21 protein-coding genes are annotated in these 20945 nt (G+C 62.8%); 8 read left to right on the top strand and 13 right to left on the bottom strand.

Annotated features, from left to right (window positions below; translation table 11 throughout):
* Positions 1-146: 146 nt before the first annotated feature.
* From NKI25_RS08210 to NKI25_RS08185, 6 genes are all read left to right on the top strand, one after another.
* Complete coding sequence (locus NKI25_RS08210) at positions 147-686, top strand: GNAT family N-acetyltransferase (RefSeq protein WP_352568213.1); 540 nt, start codon at positions 147-149, stop codon at positions 684-686.
* 205 nt (positions 687-891) lie between these two features.
* Positions 892-1869: a Bug family tripartite tricarboxylate transporter substrate binding protein gene (locus NKI25_RS08205; RefSeq protein ID WP_023675288.1), complete on the top strand. Its 978-nt coding sequence runs from the start codon at positions 892-894 to the stop codon at positions 1867-1869.
* 158 nt (positions 1870-2027) lie between these two features.
* A complete protein-coding gene (locus tag NKI25_RS08200) occupies positions 2028-2561 on the top strand; it encodes a tripartite tricarboxylate transporter TctB family protein (RefSeq protein WP_023675289.1) in 534 nt (177 codons plus the stop codon).
* A gap of 4 nt (positions 2562-2565) precedes the next feature.
* Positions 2566-4089 (top strand): tripartite tricarboxylate transporter permease, encoded by a 1524-nt coding sequence (locus tag NKI25_RS08195; protein ID WP_023675290.1) that lies wholly within the window; start codon positions 2566-2568, stop codon positions 4087-4089.
* Between the two features lie 15 nt (positions 4090-4104).
* Positions 4105-5289: a CaiB/BaiF CoA transferase family protein gene (locus NKI25_RS08190; protein ID WP_352698507.1), complete on the top strand. Its 1185-nt coding sequence runs from the start codon at positions 4105-4107 to the stop codon at positions 5287-5289.
* Positions 5286-6137 carry a citryl-CoA lyase gene (locus NKI25_RS08185; RefSeq protein WP_352465928.1) on the top strand — a complete coding sequence of 284 codons (852 nt, stop codon included), beginning with the start codon at positions 5286-5288 and terminating at the stop codon, positions 6135-6137. Before NKI25_RS08190 ends, NKI25_RS08185 begins: the two co-directional genes overlap by 4 nt.
* A 78-nt stretch (positions 6138-6215) precedes the next feature.
* Here NKI25_RS08185 and NKI25_RS08180 read toward each other — a convergent pair whose 3' ends face one another.
* The 13 genes from NKI25_RS08180 to NKI25_RS08120 all read right to left on the bottom strand — a co-directional run bounded on the left by NKI25_RS08180 (position 6216) and on the right by NKI25_RS08120 (position 19079).
* Positions 6216-6725, bottom strand: coding sequence for an NUDIX hydrolase (locus NKI25_RS08180; RefSeq protein WP_352465927.1), 510 nt, complete (start codon positions 6723-6725; stop codon positions 6216-6218).
* A gap of 130 nt (positions 6726-6855) precedes the next feature.
* Positions 6856-7161 carry a hypothetical protein gene (locus NKI25_RS08175; protein ID WP_023675294.1) on the bottom strand — a complete coding sequence of 102 codons (306 nt, stop codon included), beginning with the start codon at positions 7159-7161 and terminating at the stop codon, positions 6856-6858.
* A 121-nt stretch (positions 7162-7282) separates the two neighbouring features.
* Positions 7283-7975, bottom strand: a complete 693-nt coding sequence (locus NKI25_RS08170; protein WP_023675295.1) for a response regulator transcription factor — start codon at positions 7973-7975, stop codon at positions 7283-7285.
* Positions 7972-10713 (bottom strand): DUF4118 domain-containing protein, encoded by a 2742-nt coding sequence (locus NKI25_RS08165; RefSeq protein ID WP_352588308.1) that lies wholly within the window; start codon positions 10711-10713, stop codon positions 7972-7974. The genes NKI25_RS08170 and NKI25_RS08165 overlap by 4 nt, the downstream gene beginning before the upstream one ends.
* Before the next feature lie 53 nt (positions 10714-10766).
* Positions 10767-11336, bottom strand: a complete 570-nt coding sequence (kdpC, locus tag NKI25_RS08160) for a potassium-transporting ATPase subunit KdpC (RefSeq protein ID WP_023675296.1) — start codon at positions 11334-11336, stop codon at positions 10767-10769.
* A gap of 12 nt (positions 11337-11348) precedes the next feature.
* The gene (gene kdpB / locus NKI25_RS08155; protein ID WP_352998337.1) at positions 11349-13442 is read right to left on the bottom strand and encodes a potassium-transporting ATPase subunit KdpB; all 2094 of its coding nucleotides are present in this window, start codon (positions 13440-13442) and stop codon (positions 11349-11351) included.
* Between the two features lie 213 nt (positions 13443-13655).
* A complete protein-coding gene (kdpA, locus tag NKI25_RS08150; protein ID WP_352698511.1) occupies positions 13656-15359 on the bottom strand; it encodes a potassium-transporting ATPase subunit KdpA in 1704 nt (567 codons plus the stop codon).
* A 25-nt stretch (positions 15360-15384) separates the two neighbouring features.
* Positions 15385-15474 carry a K(+)-transporting ATPase subunit F gene (locus NKI25_RS08145; protein WP_352588296.1) on the bottom strand — a complete coding sequence of 30 codons (90 nt, stop codon included), beginning with the start codon at positions 15472-15474 and terminating at the stop codon, positions 15385-15387.
* A gap of 334 nt (positions 15475-15808) precedes the next feature.
* Positions 15809-17290: a hypothetical protein gene (locus NKI25_RS08140; RefSeq protein WP_352465924.1), complete on the bottom strand. Its 1482-nt coding sequence runs from the start codon at positions 17288-17290 to the stop codon at positions 15809-15811.
* A gap of 113 nt (positions 17291-17403) precedes the next feature.
* Entirely contained in the window at positions 17404-17586 is a 183-nt protein-coding gene (locus tag NKI25_RS08135; RefSeq protein WP_254816845.1) for a hypothetical protein, read from the bottom strand.
* Positions 17586-17774, bottom strand: coding sequence for a DUF3606 domain-containing protein (locus tag NKI25_RS08130; protein WP_023675302.1), 189 nt, complete (start codon positions 17772-17774; stop codon positions 17586-17588). The genes NKI25_RS08135 and NKI25_RS08130 overlap by 1 nt, the downstream gene beginning before the upstream one ends.
* A gap of 232 nt (positions 17775-18006) precedes the next feature.
* Entirely contained in the window at positions 18007-18237 is a 231-nt protein-coding gene (locus tag NKI25_RS08125; protein ID WP_023675303.1) for a hypothetical protein, read from the bottom strand.
* Between the two features lie 407 nt (positions 18238-18644).
* Positions 18645-19079 (bottom strand): DUF3597 domain-containing protein, encoded by a 435-nt coding sequence (locus NKI25_RS08120; RefSeq protein ID WP_352998336.1) that lies wholly within the window; start codon positions 19077-19079, stop codon positions 18645-18647.
* 321 nt (positions 19080-19400) lie between these two features.
* On the opposite strand from NKI25_RS08120, the gene NKI25_RS08115 reads away from it, so the two are divergent.
* Complete coding sequence (locus tag NKI25_RS08115; RefSeq protein ID WP_352998335.1) at positions 19401-19826, top strand: cupin domain-containing protein; 426 nt, start codon at positions 19401-19403, stop codon at positions 19824-19826.
* A 120-nt stretch (positions 19827-19946) separates the two neighbouring features.
* On the top strand, positions 19947-20546 hold the full coding sequence (locus NKI25_RS08110; protein WP_352465922.1) for a YdeI/OmpD-associated family protein: 600 nt from the start codon (positions 19947-19949) through the stop codon (positions 20544-20546).
* The last annotated feature ends 399 nt before the right edge of the window (positions 20547-20945 follow it).

The following is a 20945-nucleotide window of genomic DNA, read 5'->3' as shown; positions in this document are numbered from 1 at the left end:
AGGATTCACATCAGCCTGGAAGATGATCTACACAGCCTTGGCTCTTGTTTTTCGCAACGGATTTGGATTTCCCGTCTCGAGCGTGTCGCTGTCCCCACTTTTGGAAGACCTGCATTAGGCACCGGCAACACAACCGAGACATGACCATGGCCAGTCCGCATACAATTGTCGCCCCAGTGATTGAGACCTCGCGCACGGTCCTGCGGCCGCACCGGCTTGACGATTTCGACGCCTACGTCGCGATGTGGGCCGATCCCGTCGTCACCCGCTTTATCGGCGGCAAGCCGCGCACGCGGGAGGAAAGCTGGATGCGCTTCCTACGCCACGCCGGCCTGTGGTCGCTTCTGGGCTACGGCTTCTGGGCGATCGAGGAAAAGGCCACCGGCCGCTTCATCGGCGAGGCCGGCTTTCACGATCTGAAACGCGACATGACGCCCTCGATCGAGGGCATTCCGGAGACCGGCTGGGCTCTGGTTGCGGGCGCGCATGGCCACGGGTTGGCCAGCGAAGTCGTCGCACGGGTGCTTGCCTGGGGCGATGAGGCATTTGCAGCCGCGAAGACCGTCTGCATCATCGATCCGGAAAACACCGGCTCGCTGAACGTCGCGGCAAAATGCGGTTATGGCGAAGTGCTGCGAACCGTCTACCAAGGCAAGCCGACCATCCTGCTGGAGCGGCAGCCCTGACGGACGCTGTCTGGCCTCTGCCTGCCACGTCGTCCGGCGTCGAGTTCGCCTGCCTGAAGATCGCACAGGCCGATTGTGCCGCATGCGGCGTGTTCTGTCTTTGACAGGAAGACGCAAACTCTGCATGAATTTTATCGAGCGGGTCTGAAGTCAGGCCACGTTTCTGGCAGGCACCGGAGGAGGTGTCGCGATTTGGAGGAATCCCATGCTGAACAGACGCCGATTCTTGATGAGCACCGCTGCAGCAGGTGCTGCCGGACTGGCGGCATCGCATTTTATCCCCGCCTTCGCGCAGGACGCACCGCAGCTGCAGATTTTCGTGCCGGCGGCGCCGGGCGGCGGCTGGGACCAGACGGCGCGCGCCATGGACCAGGTGCTGCGCGGCGAAAAACTGATCTCCGGCTCGCAGATCACCAATGTCGGCGGCGCCGGCGGTACTGTCGGCCTGCCGCAATTCGTCAACCAGTGGAAGGGCAAGGGCAATGCGCTGATGTTGGCTGGCATGGTCATGGTCGGCGCGATCATCGCCAACAAGGCGGCTAACAACCTTACCGAGGTCACGCCAATCGCCCGCCTCACCGGCGAGTTCGAGGCGCTTGTGGTGCCGGCCGCCTCGCCATTCAAGACTGCGGCCGACTTTGTTGCCGCCCTCAAAGCCGACCCGACGCAGGTTCCGGTCGCCGGCGGTTCGGCTGGCGGCTCGGACCACATCTTGTTCGGCCTCATCGCCAAGACCGTCGGTGTTCCGGCCACCAATCTCTCCTATGTGCCGTTTGCCGGCGGCGGCGAGGCGCTCTCGGCGCTGCTCGGCAACCAGGTCGCAGCCGGCATCTCCGGCTATGGCGAGTTCGCCGAACAGGTCAAGGCGGGTGCGCTGCGGCTGCTGGCCATCTCCGCGGATAAACGCCAGGAGGGAATCGATGCGCCGACGATGAAGGAAGCCGGCATCGATGTCGAGCTGTTCAACTGGCGCGGCGTCTTCGCACCGCCCGGCGTCTCGGACGCCGACAAGGCAGCAATGATCAAGCTGATCGAGACCATGGCCAAGAGCGACGCCTGGGCCACCGAATGCAAGAACCGCAACTGGACGCAGATCCTGCTCACCGGTGACGATTATGCGAAATTCGTCGCAGAAGACACGGCCCGCATCGGGACGATCCTCAAGGACCTCGGCCTAGCGTGATGCTCTCGGCAAGGGGCGGCAGCCTGCGCCAACCCTTGCCGACTTTCGCCAGCCGCATGGACATACGCGGCGCCGGAGGTGAAACTACGCCGGGATCGGCCGAGTGAGACCGGTCCAAGGAGAACCGGCCCCAAGGGACCGACATTGGGAGGACGATGATGAGCACCAGCGACCAGCCGGCGCCGCCGCGCCTTGCAGTACCCGAACTGCTGATCGGCGTCGGGCTCCTCGCCTGTGCCGGTGCGGTTGCCTGGCAGACGCTGGCAATCCCGGTGTCGCCGCTCTATTCCAAGGTCGGTCCGACCGTCTTTCCCTACATCACCATGACCGGGATGGTGATCCTGTCGCTGCTGCTCATCATTGCCGCCTTGCGGGGCGGCTGGCAGCCGGAGGACGAAAAGGAGACGCCGACCGACTGGAAGGCGATGGGCATCGCCGCCCTCGGACTGATCGCCAACCTGGTGCTGATCCAGCCGCTCGGCTTTACCGCGGCATCTGTCATCATGTTCGTTCTCATCTGCCACGGTTTCGGCAGCCGGCGTCCGCTGCGTGACGTGCTGCTCGGGCTGATCCTGGCGCTGGCCGCCTATTTCGGCTTTGCCAGGGCGCTTGGCGTCAATATCGGCGCCGGCTTCATCGAAAACCAGCTGAACGCGATCGTCGATTCGGTCGTTGCCATGCTGAGGGGCTGACGCCATGGAAACGCTCGGCCATCTCGCGCACGGATTTTCGGTCGCCTTCTCGCCGATCAATCTCATATGGTGCCTGGTCGGCACCACGCTGGGGACTGCGATCGGCGTGCTGCCCGGCCTCGGGCCGGCACTGACCATCGCGCTGCTGTTGCCGATCACCTATCAGGTGGCGCCGGAGGCATCCTTCATCCTGTTTGCCGGCATCTACTACGGCGCCATGTATGGCGGCTCGACGACATCGATCCTGCTCAACACGCCTGGCGAAAGCGCCACCATCGTCACCGCGCTGGAAGGCAACCGGATGGCCCGCTCCGGCCGTGGCGGTGCGGCCCTGGCGACCTCGGCGATCGGCTCCTTCGTCGCCGGCACGCTGGGCACGATCGGCGTTGCCTTCCTGGCGCCGATCGTCGTCAAATTCGCGCTGGCCTTCGGCCCGGCCGAATATTTCTCGCTGATGGTGCTGGCCTTCATCACGGTTTCGGCGGTGCTCGGCTCGTCGTCGGTGCGCGGCCTGACCAGCCTGTTCGTCGGCTTCGTCGTCGGCATGATTGGCGTCGACCTGCAGACGGGGCAGCCGCGCTTCACCTTCGGCATGAGCGAATTGCTCGACGGCGTCGACGTCATCGTCGTCGCCGTTGGCCTGTTCGCCGTTGGCGAGACGCTTTACATGGCCTCGCGCCGCTATGCCGGCAAGGACGACATCGTGCCGTTGAAAGGGTCGCTCTACATGACCGCGGCCGAATGGTCGCGCTCGTGGAGGCCATGGCTGCGCGGCGCCCTGATCGGCTTCCCGATCGGCGCCATGCCGGCCGGCGGCGCCGAAATCCCGACCTTCCTCTCCTATGCGATCGAGAAGAAACTCTCCAGACACAAGGAGGAGTTCGGCACGGTCGGCGCCATCGAGGGCGTTGCCGGGCCGGAAGCGGCCAACAATGCATCCGCGGCCGGCGTGCTGGTGCCGATGCTGACGCTCGGCCTGCCGACCTCGGCGACGGCCGCGATCATGCTGTCGGCGTTCCAGAGCTACGGCATCAATCCGGGGCCGCTGCTGCTGACGACGCAGGCCGACCTGGTGTGGGGGCTGATCGCCAGCCTGTTCATCGCCAATGTCATCCTCGTCGTCCTCAACCTGCCGCTGATCGGGCTCTGGGTGCGATTGCTGAAGATCCCGGCGCCGCAGCTCTATGCCGGCATCCTGGTGTTCGCCACGGTCGGCACCTACGGCATCTCGCAATCGCCGATCGACCTCGTCATCCTCTATCTGCTCGGTGCCGCCGGTTTCCTGATGCGGCGTTTCGATTTCCCGACCGCGCCCGTCATCATCGGCATGATTCTCGGGCCGCTTGCCGAAACGCAGTTCCGCCGCGCGATGACCATCTCGAATGGCGATTGGACGGTGTTCTACAAGCATCCGCTGTCGCTGACGCTGCTGACGCTGGCCTTCATCGGGCTGGTTGGACCGCATATCTGGGCCTACATCGAGCACAGACGCATGCGTGGACCGGAGCACGTGCCGGGCGATGCCTGAGCTGTTCGTGACGTCATGACAGACCTGCTTTCCGGCATCCGCATCCTTGACCTGACCAATGTGCTGGCCGGCCCCTATTGCGCCTACCAGCTGGCGTTGCTCGGGGCCGACGTCATCAAGGTCGAGACGCCGCAAGGCGGTGATCTGGCGCGCCAGCTCGGCGCCTCGCCGGAGCTCAACCGGGCGGGCATGGGCGCTTCGTTCCTGGCGCAGAATGCCGGCAAACGCTCGGTGGCGCTCGATCTCAAGCAGGAGGCCGACCGCGAACGCTTCCTCGATCTGGTCGCTTCGGCCGACGCGCTGGTCGAGAATTTCCGCCCCGGCGTAATGGACCGGCTGGGGCTTGGCCATGCCAGGCTGAAGGAGGTCCGGCCAAGCCTTGTCTATTGTGCGATATCGGGCTTCGGCCAGACCGGGCCGATGCGCGACAATCCAGCCTACGACCAGATCATCCAGGGTCTTTCCGGCATCATGAGCATCACCGGTACACCGGAAACGGCGCCGCTGCGTGTCGGCTATCCGGTTGCCGATACGCTTGGCGGGCTGGTCGGAGCGTTCGCCATTACCGCCGCATTGGTCAAGCAGAAGACGACAGGCGAGGGCGCGTTCCTGGACGTGTCGATGCTCGAATGCACGCTTTCTGCGCTCGGCTGGCCGGTGTCGAACTATCTGACGGCGGACGTCGAGCCGCAGCCGATGGGCAATGAAAACATGACGGCCGCACCGTCTGGCGCGTTTCGCACCGGCGACGGCTTGCTCAACATCGCCGCCAACAAGCAAGAGCAGTTCGTCACACTGTGCCGGTTGATCGGCCGGCCGGAGTTGGCGGCGGATGTCCGCTTTGCCGAGCGCGAAACGCGCAAGCAGAACCGCATCGCATTGAAGGCGTTGATTGAGGACGCCCTGGCGAGCGGCTCGGCCGCCGCCTGGGAGGAGACGTTCAATCGCGCCGGCGTGCCGGCCGGCCGGGTGCTGACGATCCCGCAGGTTCTGCAGGAGCAACAGGTGATCGAGCGCGGCATGACGGCGCGCTTCCAGGCTGTGTCCGGAATGGACAAGCCGCTGACCGTGGTGCGCGGCGGCTTCATGGTCGATGGCAAGGCACCTTTGCCGAGCAGGCCGCCGCCGGGGCTGGGCGAGCATATGGACGAGGTTTTTGCCGACCTGCCGCCACGCGCCAAGAAAAGAGCGAAGGCATGAGCGGAACGCAAAACAAGACTGGTCGCGCGCGCGGCGAGGAATGGTGGCAGACCGGCATCATCGAGATGCGCCCCGGCGTCATCCGGCTGCGCGGCTATGAAATCCAGGATCTGATCGGTCGCGTCAGCTTTCCGGCAATGATCTGGCTCATGCTGCGCGGCGAAACGCCAAGCGAGGAGCAGGCGGCGCTGCTTGGCATCGCGCTGGGTGCTGCCGTCGACCATGGGCCGCAGGCGCCGTCGATCGCCATCGCCCGTATGGCGATCACCTGCGGCGTCGGCATCAACAGCGCCATGGCATCAGCCGTCAACGTGCTTGGCGATGTGCATGGCGGCGCCGGCGAACAGGCGCTTTCCTTCTACGGAGACATCGCTGCCGAACTGGACGCCGGCATGCCGCTTGCGGACGCCGTGTCGGCGCGGCTCGATCGTTTCCTTGCCGGGGAAAACGGTTATGTGCCCGGGCTCGGCCATCGTTTCCATCCGGTCGACCCGCGGGCGCCCCGCCTCATCGAGCTAACCCGCGACTTTGCCGCGCGCGGCATCGTCAGCGGGCGCTTCGCCGATATCGCCGAGGCGATCGAGGCCGAGGTGGCGCGGCGCAAGGGCAAAAAAATCCCGCTCAATATCGACGGCGCCACGGCCGTCATCTACGGCGAGCTCGGCTTTCCGCCGCCGCTGACGCGCGGCCTTTTCGTGCTGTCGCGCTCGGTCGGCATCCTCGCACATGCGTGGGAACAGTCGCAGGAAAGCGACCGCAACAAGGGGCCGCTGCCGCGCGAATGGCTGTGGGCCTATACCGGCACGCCGGCGCGGCCTCTGCCCGAGGAAGACGATGGCAGTCAGTGAGGCATCGGTTCAAGAGACGGCGGCGGCGGGCGCTGGAACCAATTCCATCCCGACACAGTCGGGGCAGGCCTCCATCTTCTATTGAGCGGGATCTTTTCCGAACGCCGGACCCTGCTTTTTGGGATTATGCTCCAGCTCGGCAATCCTGATGTTCCTCACCAGCGTCGAAAGATCCGGCTCGTCGATGAGCAACGCCGCGTCGGCTGGTGCCAGCCACGCACGCTGACGCCTCTTGGATTCCTGCCAGTCGGCAAGTTCCTCGGTTACCTCCAGCAAATAGACGACGACGTCGACACGGACGAAGCGGTTCGCCAGCCGCTTCCAGTAGCAATAGGTGCCGGCCGGCTGTTTCAGTGTCTTGCCGAGAACGCCGGCTTCTTCCTGTGCTTCGATGGTGGCCGCCTTGCGGCCGCTCTTGCCCTTCATCGGCCAGCCCTTCGGCACAATAAAGCGCCTTGTCGTTCGCGATGTGACCAGCATCACCTCGACTTCGCCATGCTCGTTCAGCCGAAACGGAATCGCCGCGACCTGGCGAATCCGGTCGCCCTCCCTTGCCTTGCGTACGACCTTCTTCTTGCTGGCTGCCATTCGATAATCCAGTCGAGGCGGTGCCCAAACGGCAAGGGCAGCGTTGCAAAGTCGGCCGCTTTCAATGGGGCGCAAGCGGAGCGGTTTCCACAATATATAAGTCGGCTAAATAAATGGAAAGGGCCGGTCGTCAGCGGCAGGTGCTGACAAAGCCGCTCCCCGACGGCAGCAACTGGCAAGTTGGCCTCATCTGCGGCACCTCCTGCCGTTGCGGTGTTGGGATTTGGCGATCCTGGGCACGGTACTGCTGTTGCTGCTGCTGGTATTGCTGCCGCCGCAGCCTGTTCTCCAACATCTGCAACTGGTCTTGCTGGATCAACACGTTGCGGTCGGCGGGACTGACGACCTGTGCCGATGCAGCAGGATTTACGCCCGACAGCATCGCCGCGGTCAGCATTGCCGACCCTAAAAACGTCAATAGACGAAGCCGTGACATCCATTCATTCCCGCACAAAACCGATCTTTCCTTAATATAGGGCTTTTGTCCGACGACACCATGGCCGCCGCTGATTTGAAGCGGATTGGAAGAGGCATTTCGGCTTCGGATGCTCCTCGCGTCAATCGACTTCGCGCAGCCGGTATCCGACGCCGGTCTCGGTCGTGATATAGCGGGGCTGGTCGGGCGTCTTCTCAATCTTTAGCCTGAGTTGCCGGACATAGACTCTGAGATATTGAACGTCGGTGGAATCGCCCCAGACCTGCTTCAGCAGGAACTGGTGGGTGAGAACCTTGCCGGCGTGCTGCACCAAGGTGCGAAGAATGTCGTATTCCTTCGGCGAGAGCTTTATCTCCTTGTCCTCGACCTTGACGACGCGCTTCACCAGATCGACGGAGAGGTCGCCGGTTTGGAACACCGGTCTCTCACCCTGCTGCTGAAACTTGTGGCGAAGCGCTACGCGGATGCGTGCGACAAGCTCGTTCATACCGAACGGCTTGGTGACATAGTCGTCGGCGCCGAGTTCGAGGGCGGACACGATGCCGGCCTCATCAGTGCGGCTGGAAAGAATAACCACGGGAATGTCCAGGCCATCATCCCGCCATTTGCGCAGCAAATCATGGCCGCTCATGCCGGGGAGGCCGAGATCGAGCAGGACAAGGTCCGGCTTTTCCGTCTCGATGAGTTCAATCGCCGCCCTGGCGTTCGGCGCCTCGCTGATCGCATAGCCTTGGCTGCCAAGCCCGACGCGAAGCAGTTTCCGGATCGGCGGTTCATCGTCGACCACCAATATCCTGACGTCCAGGCTCGTCATGCCAGATCGTCCATATTTTGATGGCCCGCATCGGGTTCGCCGAGGTTGGGCAGTTCCGCCGGCACCAGTTGCATCCTGATGGTGAAAACCGCCCCCGAGCGGTCGGACCTGTTTGCCGCCGAGAGCGTCCCGCCCATCGCTTCGATGAAGCCGCGGCAAATCGACAGGCCGAGCCCCGTGCCGGCACGCACCTGGTCACCCTTGCGCACACGGTAGAAAGTGTCGAAAACGCGCTCTAGATCCGCTGGCGGAATGCCTGGTCCCTCATCCATGATCTGCAGGATGACGAAGCCGTTGTCGGCCCAGGCTTGCAGGCGGATCGTCGAACCTGGCGGCGCGTATTTTGCAGCATTGTCGAGGAGGTTGAACAGCACCTGTTCGAACAGAACGGGGTCGACCCGCAACATCGGCAGATCCGATGGAATGTCGATCTCGGTCTTATGCTCGCCGACGATTTTGCGGGCCCGATACAGAGCTGAACCGACAATGTCGCCGAGATAGTGAAACGCATAGTTCGGCTCCATCGTGCCGGATTCGATCTTGGTCATATCGAGCAGATTGGCAATGAAGCGGTTAAGCCTCTCCGCTTCATCGAGCACGGTCGACAGCAGTTCCGTCCGGTCCTGCTCGGGAAGTGCGGCCTCGAAGTCCCTGAGTGTTCCGGCCGCGCCCATGATGGCGGCAAGCGGCGTCTTCAAATCGTGGGAAATGGAGGTGAGCAAGGCCGAGCGCAGACGGTCTGCCTCGGCCGCGAGCTTGGCCCGGTCAACATCGGCGACGAGCTGGATGCGCTCGATGGCGACCGCCGCCTGGTCGGCGAGCGCATCGAGCAGACGCTGCTGCTCGGGTGTCAGCAGCGGACCTTGCTTGTCGTTGTCGAGGCCGACAACGCCCACCGCCGTGCGTCCGGTCCGCAAGGGCAGATAGAGGCGCTTTGCTCCGGGCAGCGTGTCGGCGCCGCGCCCGGCGGCGCGGTTATGCTCCCAGGCCCAGCGGGCTGCTGCGATGTCGGCCTCGGCCAGCGTGTCGTCGGGTGGGTAGCCGGCTTTGACCGCAATTGTGCCGTTCTCCGGCAGAAGCAGCACCACGCGCAGCTTCAGCATCGAGGCGATCTGGAAGGCAGTCGCCCAGAGAACGTCATCAAGCGTCCCAGCGCCGGCGAGCTTCTTTGAGAAGAGATAAATATCTTCTGTGGCGCGTGCCCGCGAGCGCGCAGCGACCGCCTGACGCTGCACGCGCGCTGTTAGATTGCTGGCAATGACCGCAACAACCAGGAAGACAGCCAGCGCAACGATGCTCTCCGGATCCTCGATCGTCAGCGTGTAGCGTGGTTCCAGGAAGAAATAGTTGAAGGCAATGGCGCTGATGAGGCAGGCATACAAAGCCGGCCAGAGACCGCCGGTCACCGCCGACGTCAGGACCCCAATGAGAAAGATGATCGCCAGATTGCGGACGTCGAGAAACTGGTCGAGAAGAACGGCGAAGGCGAGCGAGCCAACAACATAGGCCGTGGCCCTGAGATAGGGCCAGATCTCGAACTGCCACTGCTCGTCCGCCGCCTTGACGGTCCTCGACGTCGCCTCGGCGTTGCGTTCGTTTCCCGAAATGACATGGACGCTGATGTCGCCGGCATTGCGGATGAGATCGTAAGTGAGCGAGCCTTCGATCAATTCCCGCCAGCGCGATCGGGTCGGCCTGCCGATCACGATATGGGTGAAGTTGTTCGCCGTCGCATGCCGAACGATGTCTTGCGCGACGTTCTGACCCGGAATGGTCGTCACCTCGGCACCGAGCTGCTCGGCAAGGCGCAGCTGCGTCGCCAGCCGATCCTTGTCCTCCTCGGGCATGGCCGCTGAATGAGGGGTATCGACATGAAGCGCCGTCCAAGGGGCGCGGAGCCGGTCGGCCAACCTCCGCGCATAGCGTACACGGGCCGCCCCGCCCGGACGCGCATCGACGCAGACGAGAACCCTTTCCCCCGCCGCCCAAGGCCCGGGTATCGCGTGGGCCTGCATGTGGGTCAGCAACTGCTCGTCGACCCGCTGGGCAGTGCGGCGGAGCGCCAATTCCCGGAGCGCCGTCAGATTGCCCGGCGAGAAATAGTTCTCGATGGCGCGCTGGGCTGTGCTGGGGATGTAGACCTTGCCTTCCTCAAGCCGCTTGATCAGATCGTCGGGGGTGAGGTCGATGATCTCGATGTCGTCGGCCTGGTCGATTATGGAGTCGGGGACAGTTTCCCGCACCCTGACGCGGGTGATCTGCGCCACGACATCGTTCAGGCTCTCGACGTGCTGGATATTCAGCGTCGTGTAGACATCGATGCCGTGCGTCAGGATTTCCTGGACGTCGAGATAGCGCTTGGGGTGACGGCTGCCGGCGACGTTGGTGTGGGCGAGTTCGTCGACCAGAACTAGGGCCGGGTGCCGGGCGAGGATGGCGTCGAGATTCATCTCCTCAAGGATCCGCCCCTTGTAATCGATCTCAAGGCGAGGAATGACCTCGTAGCCTTCGACCAGCGTCTGGGTTTCCTTGCGGCCGTGCGTCTCGACGATGCCGATCACCACGTCGACCCCGTCGGCCAGCCTGGCGCGGCCCGACATCAGCATCTCGTAGGTCTTGCCGACACCGGGGGCGGCGCCGAGAAATATCCTCAGGCGACCGCGCTCCTCCCGCTCGGCGTGCTCAAGCAGCGCGTCGGGAGAGGGCCTGGTTTCGGCGGTGCGGCTGTCGTCTGGCATAAGGGTCAATCATGAACGGCGCCGGCTTCGGTGTCGATCCCGGCGCCGGTCCTTCACTGTTTCATCGCATCGTCCAGCGCAAGGTTGAGGGCCAGCACATTGACCACCGCCTCGCCGATGAATCCCAATTCGCGATCTTCGACATGGCTGTCGACAAGCGATTTGATCCTGGATTCATCGACGCCCCTGGCCTTGGCCACCCTGGCAACCTGAAAATAGGCCGCATCGGGGCTGATATGCGGATCGAGGCCGCTGCCGGACGTGGTGACCAGATTCATCGGTACCGGCTGGCTCGGGTTTTCGGCTCTCAGCTTTTCGGCGTCGCTCTTGATCCTGTCGATGAGCTTCGGGTTGGTCGGGCCGAGATTCGAGCCGCCCGAGGCGGCGGCATTGTAGCCGTCGCCGGCAGCCGACGGGCGGCCATGGAAGTAGCGGTCGCTTTCGAAAGCCTGGCCGATCAGCTCGGAACCGACGAGCTTGCCGTCCTTCTCGATCAGGCTGCCATTGGCCTGGCGCGAAAACAGCGCCTGGGCAATGCCGGTCATGCCGATCGGATAGACCAAACCCGTCAGAATGGTGAAGAAGACGATCATGACGATCGCGGGCCTGATTTGATTGAGCATCGACGTGGTTCCTTAGGCGAGACCGAGAGCGGTGATGGCCATGTCGATCATCTTGATGCCGACGAAGGGCACTACGACGCCGCCAAGGCCATAGACAATGAGATTGCGGCTGAGCAGCGCACCGGCGCCGACCGCGCGGTATTTGACGCCCCTCAGCGACAGCGGGATCAGCGCAATGATGATCAGCGCGTTGAAGATGATGGCCGAGAGGATAGCGCTCTGCGGCGTCGCCAGATGCATGACATTGAGCGATTGCAGCGGCCCGGCGGTCTGGCCCGGGGCGATGTAGAAGACGGCGAATATTGCCGGGATGATGGCAAAATACTTGGCCACGTCGTTGGCGATGGAGAAGGTGGTCAGCGAGCCACGCGTCATCAGGAGCGCCTTGCCGATTTCGACGATCTCGATCAGCTTGGTCGGATCGCTGTCGAGATCGACCATGTTGCCGGCCTCGCGCGCCGCGACCGTGCCGGTGTTCATGGCAACGCCGACATCGGCCTGCGCAAGGGCCGGCGCATCGTTGGTGCCATCGCCGCACATCGCGACCAGTTTGCCTTTGGCCTGCTCGTCGCGGATCAGCTTCAACTTGTCCTCGGGCGTCGCCTGGGCAAGGAAGTCGTCGACGCCGGCTTCCGCCGCGATCGCCGCCGCGGTCATCGGATTATCGCCGGTGATCATCACCGTGCGGATGCCTATGCGGCGCAATTCGGCAAAGCGTTCTGCGATGCCGCCCTTGACGATGTCCTTCAGATGGACGACGCCGAGCAGGCGCCCGTCGCGCTCTACCGCGAGTGGAGTGCCACCCGATTTGGCGATCTCGTCGGCGATCGCCTGAAGGTCGCGGACGGTGTCGCTGCCGGGGCGCGTACTGCCTGTGGCAACGGTCGAGAGGTTGACGTGGGCAAGTACCGCATCGACTGCGCCCTTGCGGACCGAGGAGCCTTCCAGATCGACACCGCTCATGCGGGTTTGCGCGGTGAAGGGCACGAAAGTCGCATGCAGACTTGCCATGTCGCGGGCGCGGATGGCGTATTTTTCCTTCGCCAGGACGACGATCGAGCGGCCTTCCGGCGTTTCGTCGGCAAGCGAGGCAAGCTGAGCCGCGTCGGCCAGTTCTTGTTCGGTGACGCCCTTGACCGGACGAAATGCCGTCGCCTGACGGTTGCCCAGCGTGATGGTTCCGGTCTTGTCGAGCAGCAGCGTGTCGACATCGCCGGCCGCCTCGACGGCGCGGCCCGACATGGCGAGCACGTTGAAGCGCACCAGGCGGTCCATGCCGGCAATGCCGATAGCCGACAGCAGGGCGCCAATTGTGGTCGGAATCAGGGTAACGAACAGGGCGACCAGCACGGTCACCGAGATATAGCCGCCCGAATACGAGGCGAAGCTCGGGATCGTCGCCGTCGCCAGCACGAAGATCAGCGTCATGCCGACGAGCAGGACGTTGAGCGCGATCTCGTTGGGTGTCTTCTGGCGCTCGGCGCCCTCGACCAGCGAGATCATGCGGTCGAGGAACGTATGACCGGCAGCCGCGGTGATGCGCACGCGGATCCAGTCGGACCAGACCTGCGTGCCGCCGGTCACCGCCGAACGATCGCCTCCGGATTCGCGGATGACCGGTGCGGATTCGCCGGTGATGGCCGCCTCGTTGACCGACGCCACGCCTTCGACCACCTCGCCGTCCGAGGGGATGATGTCGCCGGCTTCGACAAGCACGATGTCGCCGACCTTCAGGCTGGTGCCGGGCACCAGTTTGAACTTGCTGCGGTCGCCACCGTTCAACAGCTTGGCCTGCGTCTCGGTTCGCGCCCGACGCAGCGAGTCAGCTTGCGCCTTGCCGCGGCCTTCGGCCACCGCTTCGGCGAAATTGGCGAAGAGCACGGTGAACCACAGCCAGATGATGATCTGCAGCGTGAAGCCAAGATCGCCGCCGCTGGTAACGAGATCCTTGACGAACAGCACGGTGGTGAGCGCCGAGACGACGGCGACGACAAACATTACCGGGTTTCGCATCAAGGTGCGCGGGTTCAGTTTTCTGAAGGAACCGCCGATAGCGGGCCACAGAATGCGGGTATCCATGATGCTCACGGATTTCGACGGGCTCATTTGGTAGCTCCAGTGTCGATGTTGTTGACCGGTCGATCGTGTGCCGAACGAAGGTGCGGCGGCCCGTAAGCCAGCAGCCAGATCATGATCAAGGCTGCCGCAATAGCGAGGAATGTGGACAGCGTCGGGAAAGGAGGAGGCGTTTTCTCCCCCTCCGGCTCGGGGCGATGCCGGACCTTTCGAGGTATGATCTCGAACCAGGGCATCGTCGTTTCAGAATGTCTGACCGTGAATCATCGCCAGGTGCTCGACGATCGGTCCGACCGCCAGGGCCGGGAAGAAGGTCAGGCCGCCGACGATCAGGATGACACCGGCCAGCAGCCCGACGAACAGCGGACCGTCGGTCGGGAAGGTGCCGGCGGAGGCAGGGACGGTCTTCTTCGCAACCAGCGAGCCAGCAATCGCCAATGCCGGAATAATGACCAGGAACCGGCCCATCAGCATGCCGATGCCGAGCGTTACGTTGTACCAGGGCGTGTTGCCGCTGAGGCCGCCAAAGGCGGAGCCATTGTTCGCCGCGGCCGAGGTGTAGGCATAGAGAACCTCGGAGAAGCCGTGCGGGCCGGCATTGGCGATGGAAGCAACGCCGGTCGGCAGCACCACCGCGATAGCGGTGAAGATCAGCATTGCAAGCGGCAGGCAGAGCACGGCCAGCATAGCCATCTTGACCTCCTTGGCCTCGATCTTCTTGCCGAGATATTCGGGCGTGCGTCCGACCATCAGCCCGGCGACGAAAACGGCAATGACGATGAACATCAGGATACCGTAGAAGCCGGCGCCGACGCCGCCGACAATGACCTCGCCGAGCTGCATGTTGATGATGGGGATCATGCCGCCGAGTGCGGTGAAGCTGTCATGCATGGCGTTGACCGCGCCGCAGGATGCGGCCGTGGTGATGACGGCAAACATTGCCGACAGGGCGATGCCGAAGCGGCTCTCCTTGCCCTCCATGTTGCCGCCGTCGACGCCCAGCGCATGGACGAGCGGATTGCCGGCGGCTTCCGCCCAGTAGCAGACGGCAACGCCGGCGATGAACAGCACGCCCATAGCCGACAGAATTGCCCAGCCCTGGCGCTGGTTGCCTACCATGCGGCCGAAGACATTGGTCAACGCCGCGCCGAGGGCGAAGATCGTCACCATCTGGATCAGGTTGGAGATTGCATCGGGATTTTCGAAGGGATGCGCTGCATTGGCGTTGAAGAAACCGCCGCCATTGGTGCCGAGCATCTTGATGGCAACCTGGGAAGCGACCGGCCCGACCGCGATAGTCTGTTGGGCGCCTTCGAGCGTCGTCGCGTTGACGTAGCCAGCGAGCGTCTGCGGCATGCCGAGATAGACATAGACCAGAGTCAACACGATGCAAAAGGGCAAAAGCAGGTAGAGCGTGCCGCGGGTCATATCGACCCAGAAATTGCCGATCGATTTGCCTGAGGCCCTGGCAAAGCCGCGGATCAATGCGACCGCAATGGCGACGCCAGTCGCCGCCGACAGAAAATTCTGCACGGTCAAGCCGGCCATCTGCACGAGATAGGACATCGTGCTTTCGCCGCCGTAGTTCTGCCAGTTGGTGTTGGTCATGAAGCTGGCGGCGGTGTTGAAGGCCAGCCCAGGTTCGACGGCGGTCATGCCGGCCGGATTGTAGGGCAGGCCGCCTTGCAGCCGTTGCAGCGAATAGAGCACCAGGAAGCCGGCCAGGTTAAAGAACAGCAGGGCCGCCGCATAGGAGGTCCAGTGCTGCTCCTCGCGCTCGCTGGTCCCTGATATGCGGTAGAGCCCGCGCTCGAGCGGGGCCAGAATTGACGACAGGAATGTGCGCTCGCCGCTGAAAACGCGATGCATGTAGCCGCCGAGCGGCTTGGCCAGCAGAACGACGATCCCGCAATAGACGAGGATCTGCAGCCATCCGTTGATTGTCATGGGGTTGGCTCCTTGCCAGCGGAGATCAGAAGCGTTCCGGGCGAACGAGGGCGTATGTCAAGTAGGCGAGAAGAAACAAGGTCACGGCGCCGCCGAGGATATAGTCTAAAAGCATGTTGCGATCCCCTAAACTTACAGCTTGTCGCAAGCTTTGATGTAGCCGAAGCATAGAGCAAAGAACGCGATTCCAATCGCGACAACAACTATGTCCACCGCGCGTTTTCCTTATGTTGTATTTGTTTGTTTACTTTAACAAACTATCCAAACCCGTCGCCGCATCATATCGGCGGCTGGATACACCGCTCCTGTGAATATGGATCAAAGCGCCATAAAGGTTCGAGACGGGACGCGGAGCAAAGAAATCAAAATCCCATAAGGATTTCGCCGCCTCGGCGCTGGCCGAAGCTTCAGGGGGGGAAGTGCGCACCGGCGCGCGAAGCTGCCGGGGCTCAGTCCGCGCGGGTGTAGATCACCGCGTAATCGTCCGCATAGGCCCGCTTCCAGCCCAGTTCGTCGAAGAACGGAATGCGGCTGTCGTCGGCGGTCAACAATGCCCAGCCTATCGTATATTTGTCGAGTTGGGCTTTCAGGATCGGCTTGCCCCGGCTGTGCCCCGTCTGCTCATCCGTTTCCGTAAAGCCATTCAGGAAGAGCTGATCCGCGCGGCCGTCGATAAACGTCCTGATGCCATGGAAAATCAGCGTACCGCCGAAATCGTAGGAGTTCAGCAGATTGCCCGACAGATTATGGGTTTGGACAAAGGCCAGTGCGTCCCTCGCCGAGGTCTTCTGGCTCGGCGCGACCGGATAGGTCGTGAAGGCGGCAGCCGCCAAAACCAGCAAAACGGCAAGTCCAGCGCAAATCCTGGAAAATTGCCGTGCGAAAAATTGTTCAAGTCCGTCGCGCTTTTCCGCCGCCCATTTCTCGGCTGAAAGCACTGGATATTGTTGCGCGACCTCGACGGCAAGGACCACCGGCACGAGAAGAAAGAACAGATACATGAACCGTATGTGGGTGAGATAGACGTGCAACGTAAAGACAAGGAACAGCGCCTTGGCCCAGCCAATGCGCAATCTCGACACGAGCAGCCCGAAAAACGCCGCCAGCAGGACCACCTCCTGGAGGGTGTGCCGCGAGGCGTCGAAGGGTTGCCACTCCGCAATGTAAGGCACCGCCTCATTGCCATAGGCCACGGTGAATGTGGCGAGTATGGCCTTGACGCCATAGGGATTGAGCAGGCTGACCAGCGGGCAAAGCAGCCCGAAAGCGATCCACTTGGCCAGCAGCCGGGGGTTCGACAAGCGCGTGCGCATGACGAGATCGAGCCCGGCGAAGGCGGCGATGACGAAACCGAAGGTGAAGGTGGCATGGAGATTGGCCCACAGGCAAAGCAGCGTCAGCAGCCACAAGGGCGGTGCTTTCTCGTTGCGTGCGGCCTGGAAAAGACCGGCGGTCCAGACGACGATGATGGGCAAGGTAAAGATGTGCGGCCGGGCGACATAGATTGGCCCGATCAAGAGCGCGAGAACCAGCGTCAGTCCTATCGCCAGCGTCGGCTTCAACCACGCGCTGAGATACCACGAGGTCAAGAAAGCCGTCAGCGCGATTACTGCAGTCGCCTGCAGCACCACGCCGTTCCAGCCGCCGGCTTGAAAGGCAATTGCAAGGAGAACCTGGCTAAGCCATTCCTTAGCGATCCATGGCTGGCCGGCAAAAGTGTAGGAATAGATGTCGACGGTGGGGAATGTGCGGCTTGCCAGCATATCCATGCCGACCTTGATGTGCCACCAGCTATCGGGATCCTGCAGGAGGGAGGTGGCAAAGGCGAGGAGCGCCGCCGCCATCACGACCGCCGCCAGCAGGCAAAACATCAGCCTCACATGCCGTATGTCGTCTATCGACGGCCTCGCCTCACCAGATATCCCGCGCATATGGCATCCCTGAGCCGCGATAGCGGAAGGGATAGGCCGAATTTGTTAGAAAACCGATAAGCTGCAGGATTGCGGCCACAACCCTGTGCCGCGCGTCCAACCGGCTCGGCGGCTCAGCCCTCGGCCTTGAAGTTCTTGGCTTCCTTCTCGACCTTCGGGCTGTCCTTGCCGTGCTTGCGCATCAGATCCTTCGCCTGCTTCGGCGAAACGTCGGTGGTTTCGGCCAGGCGCAGAGCCTCCTTTTCGTCCGGATCGCGCGTCTTGCGGTCGGCCATTGCGGTTTTCTTGTCAGCCATTACGACGCTCTTATGCTTTCGGCGATTTCGTTCAGCACCTTGCGGTCGGTGCCGTGGCGCTTGATCAGCGTGCGTGCCTGATCCGGGGTGATGCCCGCTTCCTCGGCGAAGTGACGTACCTCGTAGTCTTCGCCGCCCGCCATTCGTGAGCGGTCGCGACTGTCGGTCTTGGTTTTGTCGTCGGCCATGGCAGCTCTCCTCATCTCGACGAGAGCATAACGGGCAAGATTTCAGCGAGTTCCTTCGAGCGTGTCGCCCAGTTGCCTGCCCTCGGGCATGACCGGGCATGCGCGGCGGTTTGCTCAAAGCAGGGGCTTGGCGTCAGGCCGGCCTTCGCGCACAAACAGGCTGGCCTCTTTGGCGGCGCTGCCAACCGCCCGCCACTGCTCCTGGGCGCAGCCTGGTATTCGTTCCGGATTGCTAATGGGAGCGATGGTCGAACACGACGCCCATGGTCCTACCAACGGCCGTCATGACGATAAGCTCGACCAGATCGTCGTCACTGTTGCCGCAGGCCGGGGCCGTCCTGCGAACGATGTCCAGCATCGCCCTCGTCGATATGGTGTCGCCGGCACCGAACCGTGAAAGCGCAGATGAAACAAGCTCTTGGGCCGTCAAGTCGGCGACGGTCACCCGCTGCACCACGTTCATTGGCTTCCTCCCACCATGAACCCTCTCCCGGGAGAATGATACGCCGAACGTCGCGTTTCGCCAGCGAAATGGTGGTCCTACCAGCGCGTGGGCAGCGACCGAAATCGTCGGTTTTGCGGGAGGCAATCCGGGCGCGAGGCGGCAGCGCTTTTGTGCCATGCGACTTCGCCATAGACCCAATCCCGGCGGCCGGGATCGGTCTCAATTTTATTTACTGGCAGTCTGATGCTTGGCAGTGTGGTCTGCTCGGTTGCGGCCGAAGCCAGCGCAGCAAGAACCACGGTGCGGGCAGGACCGGGACGGTTCGTCGTTTCACGGAAACGCCGAACCGGTCTGTCTTTTTGTTTGACGCAATTCCGGACGGAAAACCGTTCACACGTTTTCCTGGAATTGCTTGTCTTGTGACTCTAGGCGGCCAGGTCGCTCGGAAGCTTGCCGCCATTCTCGGCCAGCTTTTTCATCAGTGCGTCGTGCAGCCACGGATTCATCGTTACAGTGTCGTTCATATCGCCGGTGTAGTTCAGCTCGTGGGCAAGCTCCTTGCGGGCGCCGAGGCTGCTGTCGATATTCAGAGCCTTCATCAGGTCGACGATCGAATTCTTCCAGTTGAGTTTCTGCCCCTTCGCGGCCACCGCCTTGTCGAGAATGGCAGCGATGTCCGGGGCAGAGGACGGCGCGGCCGGCGCGGCCGGAGCCGGGGTTGCAGCCGGGGCGGATCGGGTAGGCGCCGTCGGCTGGGTGGCCGTGCTCGAAGCAGGCGCGGGAGACGGTTGCGCCGGCGGCGCTTCGGCCGCAACCGCGTTTCCGAAAATCGCACCTTTGATACTGTCGAAAATGCCCATTGCTATCTCCTGTGTTGGCTCGACGGTGTGTTGCCTTGACGGTCGGTGGGGCGACCGTTGCCGAATGCCGCATTGAGCGCCCTGGTTGTACCGGACCACGAACGCAACGCAGGGGCAACTTAAAACTGGCTAAAAGGTAAAGGCTTGGTTGCATTGGGGAATCGGCTCAGTGATCCGGCCCGAGAGTAGAATAGGTCGGATCGCGGCCCGACAAATCGTCACGCGCAATGGGCGAGGGAACGGTCAGCAGCCAGTTTTGCTGACGCAGACCAGAAAAATCATCTAGATTCGTGTTCGCAATTCGCTGAGAGGAACGAAGCCATGACAGCAGTCGTCGCATCCGACAGGCTCGAACGTTCGCTGGTTTGGGCAGAGGACGATCCGTCGGTCAAATGGGCCGGCGCTTTCGCGGTTTACGGCGGGCACGGCACCACCCAGTCCTCGGTCATTGTCTACGAGATCGAGCCCGGCAAGCGGCTCGGCTGGCACAGCGACGCCACCGAAGAGACGCAATACATCATCGCCGGCACCGGCGAGCTACACATTGAGGACGGCACCACCCACCCGGTCGGGCCCGGCAGCGTCCTGGTACTTCCGACGCCGGTCAGGCACGACCTCGTCAACACCGGCACCGAAACCCTGCGCGCCGTCGCTTTCTTTGCGGCGGCGATGTTCACGCAGACATTCGACAACGTCATGCTGCCGCCGAAATCCCATGTCCTCGGCACGCCCAATCGTGCGGGCTGAATGCGTGCCGGCGAGAATCACCAGGCCTGCGGATTGCGGACTCGGAGCTGAGATGAGCGCGCGCGCGGCCGGCAAGCGGTTTGGCGTCGTTACGCGCTCGCGTCATGGGCGGACCGGCTGATGGCGCCCGTCAAGGTCGACCCCGCCAAGGTGCGCGAGTTCAGGGATGCCGAAAGCTTCCATGCCTGGCTTGGCGAGCATCACGACAGTGAGGACGAAGTCTGGATCAAGATCCATAAGCTCGATTCGGGACTGCCGTCGATCACTCCGAAGCAAGCCATCGACGTGGCGTTGTGCTGGGGCTGGATCGATGCGGTGCGCAAGGCCTTGGACGGCAAAAGCTACCTGCAGCGCTACACCCCGCGCGGCAAGAAGAGCACCTGGAGCCAGATCAATGTCGACAATGTCGCCCGGCTGATCGAGGAGGGCCGGATGACCGAGCACGGGCTGAGGCAGGTCGATGCGGCCAAGGCCGACGGCCGCTGGGCGCTCGCCTACAAGAGCGGCAAGGAGATGAAGATCCCCGACGACCTCCAGGCGGCAATAGACGCCGAGCCCAAGGCGAAAGAGATGCTGGCAAAGCTCAGCGGGCAAAACCGCTTCGCACTCGCCTTCCGCATCCACAACATGAAAACCGAAGCCGGACGCAAGAAGAAGATCGCGGCGTTCGTGGAGATGCTGAAGCGCGGCGAGACGATCTATCCGCAGGGCAGAAAGTAACATCTGACGAGGCGTGCCGGCGCTGCGTCTTGTGCTTGTCCCTGTCGGCGAGCCCCGAATGCGGCCGGATCGCTGCTCAGGCCCACCTTCGATCCAGGCGATGTCGCCGACGATTTGTTTTCGACGAGCGTCGCCCGGCACTTCGACACCAGCTCTCATTCGTTTAGTTGATGCAGGAAAAAGTCTCGTCCTCACAGTCGGCATAGTATATTAGCAGGCGCTGTTATGAGGTTTTTGCCCGTTCAGGAGCCGACTGGCACGTGGGCCGTGTTTGATGCGACCGTGGACGTGCCTGCGGATTTCGCTGGCAGTTGCCTTATCGGCTTGCCGCGGGAGCGGGCGGAGTGGCTCGCAGCAAGAGCCAATCGAGATGCTGCAAAAGGCACTTCGATTTGCCGG

Origin of the sequence: Mesorhizobium sp. M0808 (assembly GCF_040320025.1) — a bacterium.
Classification (GTDB): Bacteria; Pseudomonadota; Alphaproteobacteria; order Rhizobiales; family Rhizobiaceae; genus Mesorhizobium.
The sequence above is the reverse complement of the archived record's forward strand: the minus strand, read 5'-3'. Positions and strand labels throughout refer to the sequence as shown.

Bases quoted from the DNA above. Each gene is read 5' to 3' on its own strand.
- NKI25_RS08210 (WP_352568213.1), top strand. From the start codon at position 147: ATGGCCAGTCCGCATACAATTGTCGCCCCAGTGATTGAGACCTCGCGC.
- NKI25_RS08205 (WP_023675288.1), top strand. From the start codon at position 892: ATGCTGAACAGACGCCGATTCTTGATGAGCACCGCTGCAGCAGGTGCT.
- NKI25_RS08200 (WP_023675289.1), top strand. From the start codon at position 2,028: ATGAGCACCAGCGACCAGCCGGCGCCGCCGCGCCTTGCAGTACCCGAA.
- NKI25_RS08195 (WP_023675290.1), top strand. From the start codon at position 2,566: ATGGAAACGCTCGGCCATCTCGCGCACGGATTTTCGGTCGCCTTCTCG.
- NKI25_RS08190 (WP_352698507.1), top strand. From the start codon at position 4,105: ATGACAGACCTGCTTTCCGGCATCCGCATCCTTGACCTGACCAATGTG.
- NKI25_RS08185 (WP_352465928.1), top strand. From the start codon at position 5,286: ATGAGCGGAACGCAAAACAAGACTGGTCGCGCGCGCGGCGAGGAATGG.
- NKI25_RS08180 (WP_352465927.1), bottom strand. From the start codon at position 6,725: ATGGCAGCCAGCAAGAAGAAGGTCGTACGCAAGGCAAGGGAGGGCGAC.
- NKI25_RS08175 (WP_023675294.1), bottom strand. From the start codon at position 7,161: ATGTCACGGCTTCGTCTATTGACGTTTTTAGGGTCGGCAATGCTGACC.
- NKI25_RS08170 (WP_023675295.1), bottom strand. From the start codon at position 7,975: ATGACGAGCCTGGACGTCAGGATATTGGTGGTCGACGATGAACCGCCG.
- NKI25_RS08165 (WP_352588308.1), bottom strand. From the start codon at position 10,713: ATGCCAGACGACAGCCGCACCGCCGAAACCAGGCCCTCTCCCGACGCG.
- kdpC (WP_023675296.1), bottom strand. From the start codon at position 11,336: ATGCTCAATCAAATCAGGCCCGCGATCGTCATGATCGTCTTCTTCACC.
- kdpB (WP_352998337.1), bottom strand. From the start codon at position 13,442: ATGAGCCCGTCGAAATCCGTGAGCATCATGGATACCCGCATTCTGTGG.
- kdpA (WP_352698511.1), bottom strand. From the start codon at position 15,359: ATGACAATCAACGGATGGCTGCAGATCCTCGTCTATTGCGGGATCGTC.
- NKI25_RS08145 (WP_352588296.1), bottom strand. From the start codon at position 15,474: ATGCTTTTAGACTATATCCTCGGCGGCGCCGTGACCTTGTTTCTTCTC.
- NKI25_RS08140 (WP_352465924.1), bottom strand. From the start codon at position 17,290: ATGCGCGGGATATCTGGTGAGGCGAGGCCGTCGATAGACGACATACGG.
- NKI25_RS08135 (WP_254816845.1), bottom strand. From the start codon at position 17,586: ATGGCTGACAAGAAAACCGCAATGGCCGACCGCAAGACGCGCGATCCG.
- NKI25_RS08130 (WP_023675302.1), bottom strand. From the start codon at position 17,774: ATGGCCGACGACAAAACCAAGACCGACAGTCGCGACCGCTCACGAATG.
- NKI25_RS08125 (WP_023675303.1), bottom strand. From the start codon at position 18,237: ATGAACGTGGTGCAGCGGGTGACCGTCGCCGACTTGACGGCCCAAGAG.
- NKI25_RS08120 (WP_352998336.1), bottom strand. From the start codon at position 19,079: ATGGGCATTTTCGACAGTATCAAAGGTGCGATTTTCGGAAACGCGGTT.
- NKI25_RS08115 (WP_352998335.1), top strand. From the start codon at position 19,401: ATGACAGCAGTCGTCGCATCCGACAGGCTCGAACGTTCGCTGGTTTGG.
- NKI25_RS08110 (WP_352465922.1), top strand. From the start codon at position 19,947: ATGGCGCCCGTCAAGGTCGACCCCGCCAAGGTGCGCGAGTTCAGGGAT.